The 13,818-nt window shown below is 63.7% G+C and carries 12 protein-coding genes; 6 read left to right on the top strand and 6 right to left on the bottom strand.

The window, feature by feature from the left end:
• Positions 1-6 precede the first annotated feature (6 nt).
• The 5 genes from IV500_RS01505 to IV500_RS01485 all read right to left on the bottom strand — a co-directional run bounded on the left by IV500_RS01505 (position 7) and on the right by IV500_RS01485 (position 6,380).
• Complete coding sequence (locus IV500_RS01505; RefSeq protein ID WP_196395201.1) at positions 7-603, bottom strand: TetR/AcrR family transcriptional regulator; 597 nt, start codon at positions 601-603, stop codon at positions 7-9.
• 56 nt (positions 604-659) lie between these two features.
• Positions 660-2,012, bottom strand: coding sequence for a phenylacetate--CoA ligase PaaK (gene paaK, locus IV500_RS01500; RefSeq protein ID WP_196395063.1), 1,353 nt, complete (start codon positions 2,010-2,012; stop codon positions 660-662).
• Positions 2,009-2,539, bottom strand: a complete 531-nt coding sequence (gene paaI, locus IV500_RS01495; RefSeq protein WP_196395062.1) for a hydroxyphenylacetyl-CoA thioesterase PaaI — start codon at positions 2,537-2,539, stop codon at positions 2,009-2,011. The genes paaK and paaI overlap by 4 nt, the downstream gene beginning before the upstream one ends.
• A gap of 61 nt (positions 2,540-2,600) precedes the next feature.
• Complete coding sequence (locus IV500_RS01490) at positions 2,601-4,802, bottom strand: S9 family peptidase (RefSeq protein WP_196395061.1); 2,202 nt, start codon at positions 4,800-4,802, stop codon at positions 2,601-2,603.
• A 90-nt stretch (positions 4,803-4,892) separates the two neighbouring features.
• Complete coding sequence (locus IV500_RS01485; RefSeq protein WP_196395060.1) at positions 4,893-6,380, bottom strand: DUF2254 domain-containing protein; 1,488 nt, start codon at positions 6,378-6,380, stop codon at positions 4,893-4,895.
• Between the two features lie 245 nt (positions 6,381-6,625).
• Here IV500_RS01485 and paaA point away from each other — a divergent pair, with 245 nt between their 5' ends.
• The 6 genes from paaA to IV500_RS01455 all read left to right on the top strand — a co-directional run bounded on the left by paaA (position 6,626) and on the right by IV500_RS01455 (position 11,690).
• Complete coding sequence (paaA, locus tag IV500_RS01480; RefSeq protein WP_196395200.1) at positions 6,626-7,630, top strand: 1,2-phenylacetyl-CoA epoxidase subunit PaaA; 1,005 nt, start codon at positions 6,626-6,628, stop codon at positions 7,628-7,630.
• A 77-nt stretch (positions 7,631-7,707) separates the two neighbouring features.
• A complete protein-coding gene (gene paaB, locus IV500_RS01475) occupies positions 7,708-8,025 on the top strand; it encodes a 1,2-phenylacetyl-CoA epoxidase subunit PaaB (RefSeq protein ID WP_196395199.1) in 318 nt (105 codons plus the stop codon).
• 107 nt (positions 8,026-8,132) lie between these two features.
• Positions 8,133-9,020 carry a 1,2-phenylacetyl-CoA epoxidase subunit PaaC gene (gene paaC / locus IV500_RS01470; RefSeq protein WP_196395198.1) on the top strand — a complete coding sequence of 296 codons (888 nt, stop codon included), beginning with the start codon at positions 8,133-8,135 and terminating at the stop codon, positions 9,018-9,020.
• 44 nt (positions 9,021-9,064) lie between these two features.
• A complete protein-coding gene (gene paaD, locus IV500_RS01465) occupies positions 9,065-9,583 on the top strand; it encodes a 1,2-phenylacetyl-CoA epoxidase subunit PaaD (RefSeq protein ID WP_230854328.1) in 519 nt (172 codons plus the stop codon).
• Between the two features lie 44 nt (positions 9,584-9,627).
• Positions 9,628-10,809, top strand: a complete 1,182-nt coding sequence (paaE, locus tag IV500_RS01460) for a 1,2-phenylacetyl-CoA epoxidase subunit PaaE (protein WP_312875792.1) — start codon at positions 9,628-9,630, stop codon at positions 10,807-10,809.
• A gap of 92 nt (positions 10,810-10,901) precedes the next feature.
• On the top strand, positions 10,902-11,690 hold the full coding sequence (locus IV500_RS01455) for an enoyl-CoA hydratase/isomerase family protein (RefSeq protein WP_196395058.1): 789 nt from the start codon (positions 10,902-10,904) through the stop codon (positions 11,688-11,690).
• Between the two features lie 685 nt (positions 11,691-12,375).
• On the opposite strand, the gene IV500_RS01450 is transcribed toward IV500_RS01455, so the two are convergent.
• Positions 12,376-13,704, bottom strand: a complete 1,329-nt coding sequence (locus tag IV500_RS01450) for an MFS transporter (RefSeq protein ID WP_196395057.1) — start codon at positions 13,702-13,704, stop codon at positions 12,376-12,378.
• Between the last annotated feature and the right edge of the window lie 114 nt (positions 13,705-13,818).

Here is a 13,818-nt window from a genome sequence, read left to right as displayed (position 1 = left end):
GCTGCCTCAGCGGTGCAGGCCGCCGAACACCATGGCGATGACGTCGTTGGCCAGGCGTTCTGTGGTCAGTGAACCGCCCGGTTTGTACCATTCCACAATGGAATTGATGGTGCCAAAGAGCAGCCGGGTAATGGTCCGCGGATCGATGTCCCGGCGCAGTGCGCCGTCCCGCTGGGCATCGGCGATCAGGCCGGCCACCCGCCGGTCGAATTCGCGGCGACGGCCCAGCGCGTCGCGTTCCATCTCCGTGTTGCCGCGCAGACGCAGCAGCAGGGTGACAAACGGCAGCTTGTCTGTCAGGACTGCGACAGTGCGGCGCAGCACGAACTCGAGCCGGGCATCTGCCGCTCCGCCTGCGGCTCCGGGCTCAGCCAGAATTCCTTCCAACGCGCCCAATGCTTCGTCCAGCGCCAGCCGGAGCAAATCTTCTTTGGACGGAACGTGATGATAAATCGCCGACTTGGAGATCCCCAGGTTCTCCGCCAGCACGCCCATCGACGTCGCATCATAGCCATGCTTATTGAAAACCTCTACGCAGATGCGCAGCACTGACTGTTGGTCGTAGCCTGGGCGGCCGCGTTTGGTCAGCGACACGGCGGGCAGGGTAGCGGCGATCCGCTGTGACTCGATGGTCGTAATCCTTTCGTCTTTCACGATCGCTAGAACGTTTTTGGCCGCAGATCGTAGATCCGGCGGAGCTTCCCGTTGGAACGTTCCAACTCGCCGGGCTCCACCAGGATGATCCGGGCCGAGGAGCCGATGTGAATCTTGATCTGTTCCTGGAGCTTGACGGCCGCCGCGGTTCGTTCCTGCTGCGTTGTCCCCTCACGGGGTTCGATCCGGATGGCCAGCTCATCCATCCGGCGCCCCTGCGGCCGGGACAGCTCCATCTGGAAATGCGGGCTCAGTGCCGGGATGCGCAGCGCAATTTCCTCGACCTGGGAGGGGAACATGTTCACCCCGCGCAGGATGATCATGTCATCGCTACGTCCGGTGATCCGTCCCATCCGGCGCATTGACGGCCGGGCAGTACCGGGCAGCAGACGGGTGAGGTCCTTTGTCCGGTATCGGATGATCGGCAGGGCCTCCTTGGTCAGCGAGGTAAAAACGAGCTCCCCGTGCTGGCCGTCGCTGAGCACGGCGTCTTTGCCAAGGCGGGGGTCGAACGGGTCGATGATTTCCGGGCGGAAATGATCCTCCCAGATGTGGCAGCCGTCCTTGGTTTCCACCGACTCGCCGGCAACGCCGGGCCCCATCACCTCGGAGAGACCATAAATGTCGCAGGCATCCAGGTCCATGCCTGTTTCGAGTTCATGGCGCATCTCATCCGTCCACGGCTCCGCCCCGCAAACGGCGGTTTTCAGCGACGACTTGCGTGGATCCAGGCCCTGCTGGCGCATCGCATCCATGATGGTCAGCAGATAGGTCGGTGTACACATAATCACGTCCGGCTCAAAGTCGGTGATGAGCTGGACCTGCTTCTCCGTCTGGCCACCGGACATCGGGATGACAGTGGTGCCCAAGGCTTCGGCACCGTAATGGGCACCCAAACCGCCGGTAAAGAGTCCATAACCGTAGGCAATGTGGACCTTGTTGCCGGGGCGCACGCCGGAGGCGCGCATGGAGCGGGCTACCAGGGAGGCCCACATATCCAAATCGTTCTGCGTGTAACCGACGACGGTAGGCCTGCCGGTGGTTCCCGAGCTGGCGTGGATTCGGACTATCTTGTTTTGCGGGACGGCGAACATGCCGAACGGGTACTCGGAGCGCAGGTCTTCCTTGGTGGTGTACGGGAAATTCGCCAGGTCGGACAGCTCGCGCAGATCATCGGGGCGCACTCCCACCTCGTCAAACTTGCGCTTATACAGGGGAACCCGCTCATAGGCGTATGCCAGCGTCTGCTGCAGACGGCGCAGCTGCAGCACCTCGAGCTCATCCCGGCTCATGGTTTCCGCCGGGTCCAGTGCTCCCGGGTCGTGGTGGGTCACTGACGGTACTACGGTGTCTGTCATCGTTGACCGACCTCTCTGCTGCTTGGGTCTGATGTGGCGGTGGTGGTGACGGGGACTGTCTTCGCCGCCGCCGTGGTTGAGGCTACTGTGGTCGCCGCTGCCTTATTAAGCACCGTCCGGCTCCGGCCGCGGAACTCGGCGATTACGTCGCGGTCCTCGGGCGATCCGGCGAAGATCCTCACGTCGTAAATGCCGCTGCGCCCCTGGCTGCTCCGCCGTTTGGCCGCGGCGGTGATCCGCTGCCCTTCCCGGCTGGGCTTGAGGAAATTGACGTCGACGCCGGAGCCCACCGTTATGGTGCTGCCGTCGCCGTCGGCGGGATTGCAGGCCAGCGCGAAGGCGGAGTCCGCGAACGCGAAAATCATCCCGCCGTGCGTCACACCGAAGCCGTTCATCATCTCCTTGCGCAGCGTCATCGCGATGGTTGCGTGCCCGTCCCCCAGCTCGAGGACCTCGATGCCCAGCCACGCCGAGGCGTGGTCGTTGGCCAGCATGGGGTGGCTCAGACTGGTACTGCTGCCGACCATGTGATTCCTCTCACCTGACTTACCGAATGTTCATTAGGTAATACCCTTGCGGCGCTCCGTGTCAAGCGGGCACGGGTCCGGTCAGCTCGGTGGCGCCCAACGCATCCGCAAGGAAGGCGTAATCCCAGGCGCGCGCTTTCCAGCCTTCATACCGGCCGGACGCACCACCATGGCCCCCGTCCATTTCAATTTTCAGCACGATCGGTTCGCTGCCGGCGCTGACATCCCGCAGGGCCTGCACCCATTTGGCCGGTTCTACATAGAGCACGCGTGTGTCGTTGAAACTGGTCACTGCGGCGATCCGCGGATAAGCAACCGGGCGGATATTCTCGTACGGCGTGTAGCCCTTCATGTAGTGGTAGACCTCGGCGTCCGTAATCGGATTTCCCCATTCCTCCCACTCCAGCGCGGACAGCGGCAGGTCCGGGTCCAGAATGGTGGTCAGCGCATCCACGAAAGGAACCTGGGCGACGACGGCGGCATACTTTTCCGGGGCCAGGTTGGCTACCGCTCCCATCAGCAGGCCGCCGGCGGATCCGCCCAGGGCGGCAATCCGTGTCCGGTCAACCCAGCCCGAAGCGGCCAGCCAGTCCGTCGCGGCAATGAAATCCGTAAAAGTGTTTTTCTTCGCGGTCTTTTTGCCCTGCTCATACCAGTGCCGTCCCATTTCTCCGCCGCCGCGGATGTGGGCAACCACAAAGACAATTCCGCGGTCCAGCAGCGAGAGCCGGGCAATCGAAAACCCGGGGTCCATGCTGACTTCATAGGAACCGTAACCGTAGACCACGCCCGCCTGCGAGCCGTCCCTGGCCAGGTCCGCGCGGCGGATCACAGATAGCGGAACCTGCGTGCCGTCCGTTGCCTGGGCCCATTCCCGCTCGGCGACATAGGCGCTGGCGCTGTAGCCGCCCAGCACGGGGGATTCCTTGCGCAGCAAGAGCTCGCCGGAGCGGCCGGCGGTGCCGGCCGCGGTCAGCGGCAGCACGAAATCGTACATTCGTGGCGGGGTCAAATACGAGGTGTAGCCAAGACGGATGACCGGAGCTTCGTAATCGGATCCGCTCATGCTGGTGGTGTACAGCTCCTCGTCGAAGGCCGGCTCCACCGCGTCCGCCTGGCCAGCGGTGCCCAGACCGGGCAGTTCAATCACCTGCACCCGTTCGATCGTGTCTGACCGGATGGACAGGACCAGATGCGTGGCGGTGACCGTCGCGCCGTTAACCTTGACGCCGTCGTCGTGCCCCAGCACCGTTGCCCACCGCTGATCCGCTACGGGGCTGCCCAGCTGCACCGTATCCAGCAGCGAAATCATCGAATTCACCGCGTCTTTATTGTGCGTGAGCAGGATCTTTTCCACGCCGTCCAGCAGGAAAGGCTCTGCGTCATAGAGGATCTTTTCCGTCCGCGGAATCACCATCTGCAGACCTTTTTCGGGAGCGGCCAGCTGGAGGTAGCGGGTCTCGCTGAACTCCGAGCAGCCGATGCTGATGACCAGTGAGCGGTGGTCGGCGGAGAGCTCAAAGCCCGTCCACATGGCCACATCATCCTCCTGATAGAGGACTTCATCGGTGGAGGTGGGCGTGCCCAGCACATGGGATTTCACCTGATAGGGGCGCCAGGATTCGTCGGCGAGCATGTAGAAAAGCCTGCTGCCATCGGGGGCGAAGACCAGCCCGTAGAAGACATTCTCGATCACGTCATCAAGGAGCGTGTCATTATGCAGATCCTTGACCCGCACCGTGAACAGCTCATCCCCGGAGTTGTCCTGGCCGTACGCGTAGAGCCTGCCGTCCTTGGTGACGGTGGCACCGCCGAGTGAAAAGAAGGGCTTTCCCTCCGCTTCCGCGTTGCTGTCCAGCAGAATCTGCTCACCCGGCACCGCTTGGCCCGCCTCAATCAGCGGCGGCGTCCAGTCCTGAACACTGTTCCCCGTGTCCGCAGCCTGCACGCGGCAGTGCACACCGTAGGCCTTGCCCTCTTCGGTGCGGGTGTAGTACCACCAGCCGTCCTTACGGGTGGGCACGGAGAGGTCGGTTTCCTGCGTGCGGTTCTTGATTTCTTTGAAAATGGCCTGCCGCAGTGGCTCCTGGCCCGCGGTGACCTCATCGGTGTACGCCTGCTCCGCTTCCAGATGAGCCCTAACCGCTGGATCTTCCTTCTCGCGGAGCCACTCGTAGTTGTCGGTGAAAGCGTCCCCATGATGAGTCCGGGTGGTAGGCACCTTTTTGGCGACGGGCGGGGTAGGGGCGGTTGTTTTCATCATGGATGCCACTCTAGCGAGGTGGGCCGACAGTTCTCGTTGCGGACAGATCGACCCGGTCCAGTACCGGGCCGCTGGGCAACCGGCTGCTGGTCACCGGGGCTGCTGGTCGCGCGTAAACGCCTCCTCCAACCACACACCCTGCAGCGCAGCACGCACGCCCCCGCCCAAGGACTGCAGGTGATCCCGGTCTGCAGGAACATATGTCTGTTCCTGCATCTGTTGTTCCACCCGGGTCAGCTGATCCGCCAAGTCAGCTCTAAGCGAGGGTGTTGAGCTGCACCACGCCACCTCCTTGAGCAGGTCGAAGATCCGGGACGCCACTACTGGATCTGCGATGCCGTACCTGCGGGGCTGGCCGATGGCCAGGTCCAGTAAGGACGCAAATCCTGGCCGGGCCACAATGACCCGGATCTGGCCGTTGTGGTCCGCCCAAGTGTGCGGGCCCAGCTTTCGGCCGGCAAGGTCGCACAGGATGGCGGAAAGATGGCCGAGCACATGGACGGCGGTGGTCGGGTCGTTGACGCCGGGGGAAAGCGCCCGTGCGGCCACATCGGTCAGCTGGCGCAGACCGAAGCTGACGTCCTGGACAATGGTGCGCTCAAAACCAATGGTGGCCGCACTCGAAACAGCCTTGCGGAGTGCTTCGGTGTTCTGTTCCGTCAACGGCTGATTCGACGCCACCGGCCACGCCGTTGCCAGCGGCGTACCCCGGACGATGGAACTTCCGGGTTCACGATCAATGCGGATGACGGCGTTGTTCGCCTCGGCTGCTTCCTGCAGGTCGTCCGGATCGATACTAAGCAAAAAGCCCGATTTCACTGACTCAATCAGGATGGCCGTCCGCGATTCCGGCACCGGCTGCGGGCGCCCCCGGTCACCTGCGCTCCCGCCGCCACCTGCGCTCCCGCCGTCGCCTGTGGACTCCCTGCCGCCGTCGTGCCCGCCCGCGTCGTCGTCGTCGTTGTCGTTCCCGGCGTCGTCGACGCGGTCCGGGAAGAGCCTGCTGATGGTGGCGGTCGTCTCGCGGTGCACATTGGCCATGACCGTGTCCACGCGGATCTCCCGGGCCAGGTGAGCCAGGAAAAATACCAGTCCCATAATGCTGGCAATCTCCAGAATGAACGCCAGGGAAACGGAAATCTGGGGCACGAAGTCGCCCTGCTGGCCACTGCCGGAGCGCACGGTCCGCAGTACGGTCAGCGCGAAGGTAAACGTGCCCAGAAAAAGCGTCAGGACGACATGGACCGTTCGGTCGGCGGTGAAGTTGCGCAGCAGCCGTGGCGAGAATTGGCTGCTGGCCAGCTGCAGTGTGATGACGGTCAGCGAAAAGGTCAGGGACGTTACCGTAACCAGTGAGCTGGCGATGGCTTCCAGCACCGCACGTGCCGCCGCCGGACCCCCGCCGAATAGATATGTCGTCACATCGGACGGCAGATCATCGGTAAGGGCGACATCCACCAGCGGCAGCACGATTCCTGCAGCCAGGGCGACGAGTACCGCGATGGCAGGCAGCGGCCACAGCAGGGAGCCCAGCGCATCAAGGGCTACCCGCAGGCGGCCACTGCTTGGCCGGGACATTACCCGCGGCTCCGGCAGACGGTTTGGGGTGCCAGGCCTGCACGGTCTGCGCCGGCGGTCCGACGGATTGAAAGTGTTGGCAGCACGGCGATCCCTTCCGCTGTGGTCTTAGGACTTTGAAGCCGACTATACTGCACAGTGCAGCTCGCGGGGCGGGCAAGCGGAATTGCTGGTACACCGGTGGTTGACTCATATCACAGTGTCCCGATATCCTGAACGAACGGTCGGTAATTCCTTGAGGAGCAATCATGGCGCAGAATCTACAGGCAGTCGGGTCCGTTACCCCTTCGCAGCCGCAATCCCAGCTGGACGCGGACGCCGGACAGGCCTACTTCGACCATGTCATGGCGGAGGACTCGCGGATCGAGCCCCGCGACTGGATGCCGGATGCCTACCGCCGGACATTGGTGCGCCAGATCTCCCAGCACGCGCACTCCGAAATCATCGGCATGCAGCCGGAGGCAAACTGGATCAGCCGTGCCCCGAGCCTGAAACGCAAAGCAATCCTGATGGCCAAGGTGCAGGACGAGGCGGGCCACGGGCTGTATCTCTATTCCGCAGCGGAGACGCTTGGCACTTCCCGCGATGAGATGATGGGCCAGCTGGTGGCCGGCAAGGCCCGGTATTCGAGCATCTTCAACTACCCGACGGTGACTTGGGCAGACATGGGTGCGATCGGCTGGATGGTCGACGGCGCTGCGATCTGCAATCAGGTGCCGCTCTGCCGCGCATCGTATGGCCCGTACGGACGGGCAATGGTCAGGGTCTGCAAGGAAGAATCCTTCCACCAGCGCCAGGGCTTTGAGATTCTACTGGAGCTCGCCAATGGAAATCCGGCGCAGAAGCAGATGGCGCAGGACGCCGTTAACCGCTGGTATGCCCCGTCCCTGATGATGTTCGGGCCCCCGGATGATGATTCGCCTAATTCAAAGCAGTCCATGGCCTGGAACATCAAGCGGTTCAGCAACGACGAGCTGCGTTCGAGGTTCGTCGGGATGATGGCCGAGCAGGTTAGAGTGCTGGGACTCTCCCTACCCGATCCCGAGGTCCGCTTCAATGAGGACACGAAGACGTGGGAGCACGGTCCGCTGGACTGGGAAGAGTTCAAGCAGGTTCTGGCCGGTCGGGGACCGTGCAACGCTCAGCGGCTGGAGCGTCGGCGCCAGGCGCACGACGACGGCGGCTGGGTCCGCGAGGCAGCGACGGCATACGCGGCGAAAATGGCAGCGAAGAATGAGGCTGCAGCGTGAGCCCAAGCAACCCCCAACCTTCGCAGGTCCCCACCGGCTCCCAACCTTCGCAGGCTCAGGCCGGGTCCCTCGCCGGCGTGGGCCCACAGACCGGGTCCACCACCAGCGGAACAGCCACCGGCTGGCCGTTGTGGGAAGTCTTTGTCCGGTCCAGCCGCGGACTTTCCCATGTGCACGCCGGATCCCTGCACGCACCGGATGCTGCGATGGCCCTTCGCAACGCGCGGGATCTCTATACGCGGCGTAATGAGGGCGTCTCCATCTGGGTGGTTCCCGCGGATGCGATTGCGGCCAGCGACCCTGACTCCAAGGGATCCTTTTTCGAGTCCCCGCAGGGCAAGGACTACCGCCACGCGACTTATTACGTGAAGAGTGAAGGCGTGAAGCACCTGTGATCCCCACCGGCTCCCAACCTTCGCAGGCTCAGGCCGGGTCCCTCGCCGGCGTGGGCCCATCCACCGGCTCCCAACCTTCGCAGGCTCAGGCCGGGTCCCTCGCCGGCGTGGGCCCATCCACCGGCTCCCAACCTTCGCAGGCTCAGGCCGGGTCCCTCGCCGGCGTGGGCCCAGCAAGCGCTACCCGCATTACCCCCGGCAATGCCCTGCGACCGGAGGACATTGCTCTGGAAGTGCAGCGCGGCGAAGCTAAGCCCAGCGAAGACGTGGGCGAATACGCCCTGCGGCTCGGAGACGACGCCCTGATCCTGGCCCAGCGGTTGGGCCACTGGATCTCGCGCGCTCCCGAGCTGGAAGAAGATGTGGCGCTGGGCAACATTGCCCTCGATCAGTTGGGCCATGCCCGCTCCCTCCTGACCTACGCCGGTGCCGCATGGGGGAAGACCGAGGACGAGCTTGCCTACTTTCGGCGGGAGCCGGAGTTCCGTTCAGCGCATCTTTTTGAGCAGCCCAACGGCGATTTCGCCGTCACCATCGTCCGGCAGTTCATCGTCTCCTATTACCAGTACGAGCTGTACCGGAGGTTGACCGCCTCCACGGATGCCACCGTCGCCGCAATCGCTGCCAAGGCGGTCAAGGAGGTGGATTACCACCGTGATCACAGCGCGCAGTGGGTCCTGCGGCTGGCCTTGGGCACCGATGAATCCCGCAGCCGTTTGTTGGCCGGACTGCGGCTGCTCTGGCCCTACGTTGGTGAACTCTTCGAGGACGATGCGCTGACCGCACGACTCGGGGACGCCGCCGTCGCGCCTTCCTCAATGCGTGCCGATTTTGATCGCCTGACCAACGAGGTATTGACGGAGGCCGAAATCGACGTTCCCGACGTGCCGTCGGCGCTCGGTGGCGGCCGGCGTGGACAGCATTCGGAGCATCTGGGCTATATTTTGGCCGAGATGCAGGTGCTGGCGCGGGAATATCCGGGGGCAAGCTGGTGATGGTTGTGGAACCGCACGCAAATGGGGTTAAACGCGGAGCACTGATGAGTGCGGATCAGAAGGCCTGGGACATTGCCGCCGCCGTCTGCGATCCGGAAATTCCGGTGCTCAGTATCGCCGATCTGGGTATCCTGCGTGAGGTGCGTTTGGTCGACGACGGCGGTTTTGTTCCCGCCGTTGAGGTCACCATTACGCCGACCTACTCGGGTTGCCCTGCAATGGACGCGATCCGGGACGATCTGGCCCGCGCATTTGAGCAGGCGGGCTACCCCTGCGTTCATGTAAAACTCGTGCTCTCCCCGGCTTGGACCACGGACTGGATGAGTGCGGAGGGCAAGACGAAGCTGCGTGAATACGGAATCGCGCCTCCTTCCGGGACGTCCGCAGCGGGCGGCATTGGGCATACGGCAAGGGGCCAGGTAAGGCTGTCGCTGCAGGTAAAATGCCCGCAGTGTTCGTCGCTAAACACCAAAGAGCTCACTCGTTTTGGATCTACCGCCTGCAAGGCACTCTATGTCTGCCAGGACTGCAAGGAACCCTTCGACTACTTCAAGGTGCTCTAGTGACCGTTTCATCAACCTCCCCGTCCAGCGAACTTGACGAGACGATAAACGACACTCCGGCCAAACGCCGCGCCTCTTTCCATACGCTTCTGGTGTCCGCCGTCCGCAGGCTGACCGAGGACGCCATTGAGGTAACGTTCGCGGTCCCGCCGGAACTGGCAGGTGCGTTCGACTACCTCCCCGGGCAGTATGTGGCACTGCGGACAACGCTGCCGGATGAGGCGGGGGAGCCGCAGGAACTACGCCGCAGCTACTCGATCTGCGCGGTACCAATGCATTTCGCTGACGGCAGTTCCGAAATACGGGTGGCGATCAAGCGGGATCTGGGTGGGTTGTTTTCCACCTGGGCCAATGCCGAACTGAAGACCGGAGACGCCCTCGACGTGATGAGCCCGGCGGGCGCCTTCATCTCCAAGCACGGTGCAAAGCACAATGTCATGAACAGCATGAACCACCCCGAACAGCTGGCCGGGACCGCGGGCAGCTACGTGGCGATTGCGGCGGGGTCCGGAATTACTCCGGTGATTTCCATTGCCCGCACCCTGCTGGCCGCGGATCCGCAGACCCGCTTTGACCTGGTGTATGCCAACAAAGCGGCCATGGACGTGATGTTCCTGGAGGAACTGGCGGACCTCAAAGACAGATATCCGGCGCGGCTGGCCCTGCACCATGTTCTGTCCCGCGAACAGCGCATAGCGCCGCTGATGACCGGCCGGATCGACGCCGAAAAGCTGGATTCGCTCCTGCGCGCCGCTATCCATGCAGATGACATCGATGAGTGGTTTCTCTGTGGGCCCTTTGAACTGGTCCAGCTCTGCCGCGACACCCTGGCAGAACGCGGTGTTCCGGCCGAGCAGGTCCGGTTTGAGCTCTTCACCACGGGGCGTCCGGACCGTCCGGAGGGTCAGGCCGGCCGCAAGGTCAGTACCGACGACAGCGCGGAATCGTACAAAATCACCTTCAAGCTGGACGGGCTGGAAGGCAAGGTGGATAGTCCAACGCATGCACGGGAGTCCATCCTGAATGCGGCCCTGCGGGTGCGCCCGGATGTCCCGTTTGCCTGCGCCGGCGGTGTCTGCGGCACGTGCCGCGCGAAACTGGTGACCGGCACGGTGGAAATGGCGGAGAACTATGCGCTGGAGCCCGATGAAGTGGAAAAGGGCTACATTCTGACCTGCCAGGCCCGTCCGACAAGCGACGCGGTAAGTGTTGACTACGACGTCTGATCCGGTGATCGACCCGTGCCGGTGATCGACCAAGGGTGTCCGCGGCTGCGTGGAGATCTCGTCCAGTCCTGTCCCACAGCAAGGATCCATCCATGATCGACCTGACCATTTCGGACCATGTCGCGGAAATAGTCCTCAACGCCCCGGCCAAGCTCAATGCTTTGGACGAGTCTGCGCTGGCAGAGCTCAGCAGGGCATACGACGACGCCGCTGCTGCCGCCGCAGACGGTTCAGTCCGCGCTCTGCTGCTTCGCGGCGAAGGCCGTGCTTTCTGCGCCGGTCGGGATATCTCAAAGGTCACGCCGGACAACGACGACGCGATGGGCTACCTGGGCGATCTGCTGACTCCATTGCTGCAGAAAATGAGCGCGTTCCCCGCACCCACCTTTGCCGCGGCGCACGGCGCCTGTCTGGGCGTCGGCCTTGGTCTGCTGATCGCCACCGACGTCGTGTACATCGCGGACACCGCCAAGATCGGTTCCCCGTTCGCCAACCTCGGCGCCACCCTTGACTCCGGCGGACACTGGCTCTTTACGGAGCGCCTGGGGGCCCACCGGACTTTGGATCTGATCTACACCACCGAGCTGATGAGCGGTGCCGAAGCCGTAGCATCGGGCCTATTCAGCCGGTCCCTCCCCGCTGCGGACCTACTTGACTTCACCCGAGCCACCGCAGCCAAGGTCGCGGCGGGCCCAACCCTGGCCTTTGCCGCCAGCAAGGACCTGGTGGCCGCAATCCGCGACGAGCGGCTGGGACTCTGGTCCGCCGTCGGGCAGGAAAACATGGCGCAGGCCGGGCTGTCTACGACGTCCGATTACGCCGAAGGTTTTGCCGCCTTCGCTGCCAAGCGCAAACCCGATTTTGGCCGCCGATACCCGTAAAGAACGCTAAATTAATGAAATCGATCTATTTCGCCGCGAGTTCCCTGATGGATTCATTGCCGACCCCGATAACTCGCTCTCGTGGTTACTCTCGCGGGGCGTGGACGGTCGGGGACCGATGGGTTATGACGGCTTCATCGACACTGTCGGCGCGATGGCGATGGGTGCCACGACATACGAGTGGATCCGCTACAATAATGCCGGCGACTGACCCTACTCCATCCCATACTGGGTTTTTACTCACCGGGACATTGAGGCCTTCGGTGGTAGAAACGTGTGGCTTGTGGGCGGCGGGGAGCTGGTCGGACTGTTCGCTGACAACGGGCTGCTTGACGAGGTTTGGATCCAGTCTGCACCCGGCTCGCCGTGGTGCGGTGAGTGGCACGTCGTCTTGCCGACCGGAACCTCATAGCGGGATTCCGACGTCGCACGGCCACTGCAGATTGCCCGCGCAGACAAGCAGATTGCCCGCGCAGACAAGCAGATCGCCAGTACTCACCAAATGCCTCAGCCGCAAATCGTAAGTGCGTTTGGATGTTCAGACAGAGGATCCCCTCCCGGATCCAGAGGAACCTGCGGCACTGCGTAGCTAGCTACAACGAAACCGCCACACCCTTCCGCTGGACCAAATCCACCGACCACCTACTCGGCAAAATGAAACCAAACAACCCAGTCACATGTGACACTAGGCCTTCACCTGACGCAGCACCATGGCGGACACCAGGCCCAGGAGCAGGAGCGCCCCGGCGGCGGCGAGCGGGACAATGAATGCCGCCTGATAGCCGGCAGACTGTGCCAGCGCACCGGAGATCGAGGAACCTACCGCGATGCCCGCGAGAATGCCGCTGGCCAGCGCCGTCATGACCGTGCCCATCCACTGCGGAGGGGCGATGACACTGCCCACGCTGAAGATAGTGACCATGGCCGGTCCCACCGGGATGCCCACCAGCAGCAACACCACGATCATGGTGCCCAGGGATCCCGGCAGGAAGAACGCGGCGGCGCCGGCCACCATGAGCACGGATACCAGCACCCACCGCCAGGCATGGGTGAAAGCGAGCGGCCAGTAGGCCACGGACAAAGAGGCGAGGGCCGAGCTTGCACCCATGGCGGCGTACATGAGCCCTGCCTGGTCCACCGAGCCATGGACGCCGGTGAAGGCCGTCAATGCGGTCTGGGCAGAGCCGAAGAACGTCCCCATGCACAGCATGCCGGCCACCGGGACCGCCACCTTGAGCCAGTTCACCGATTCCTTGGGCACGTAGCCGGCGTTTCCGGAATACCCGACGCTGCGGGCGCCGACAACCGTGTGGGTGGGGTGGACGGCGAACAGCGTTACGAGGACCAGGGTCATGGCGGCGGCCAAAACCAGCGGTAGCCACGGCGCCACGAGCGAGGCCAGCAGGCTCACCAGGGCTGGCCCCAGCACAAAGGTGACCTCGTCCGCCGTGCCTTCCAGCGACAGCGCCGTGTCAACGACCGCCCCGCGCTGGCCCCTGGGCAGCCTCCTGCTCAGCGCCATCCACCTCACCCGCGACAGCGGCCCCACCTGCGGGGAGGTGGCCCCGGCCAGCAGCGCCGCGGCCAGGACAGCCAAGGTACGCCCGGAAGTGTATTCCCCTGTGGCGTACACCAAGGCGACGACGGCGCCAACGATCAGCGAGTTGGCCACCGCGGCGACCAACAGCACCGGCTTTTGGCCGAGCCGGTCCGCCAGGTAGCCAACCAGCGGCGCACCGACAGCCGCACCGGCACCGACGGAACCGGCGGCAAAGCCGCCAATGGCATAGGACCCGCTGATGGCCGTAACGAGGGTGAGTACGCCGATGGTGAGCATGGCGAGCGGCACACGGGCAAACAGGCCCAGCGGGATATAGGCGTTCCCGGCCAGGCGCGGAAGAAGACCATAGCGGCCCACTCTATTCGCCGGACCCGGGCTCACTGAGGGGCTGCAGGCCGGTTCGGGGCAGGACCAGGCCATAGCGTCGGCAGGCGCGGGTTTTGGTGTGGTCATCTTTTACCCGGTTAACGAAATAGTGTGCACCGTCCCTGCCTCCCGGTGCACCCGACCCAGATACTCCTGCAAGTCTACCCAGACGGCAACGCTCCGGCGCCCTGGGGCATAGGG

It is taken from the genome of Arthrobacter terrae, assembly GCF_015708085.1.
Lineage (GTDB): Bacteria > Actinomycetota > Actinomycetes > Actinomycetales > Micrococcaceae > Arthrobacter_M > Arthrobacter_M terrae.
This window is presented reverse-complemented; position numbering and strand designations above follow the sequence as displayed.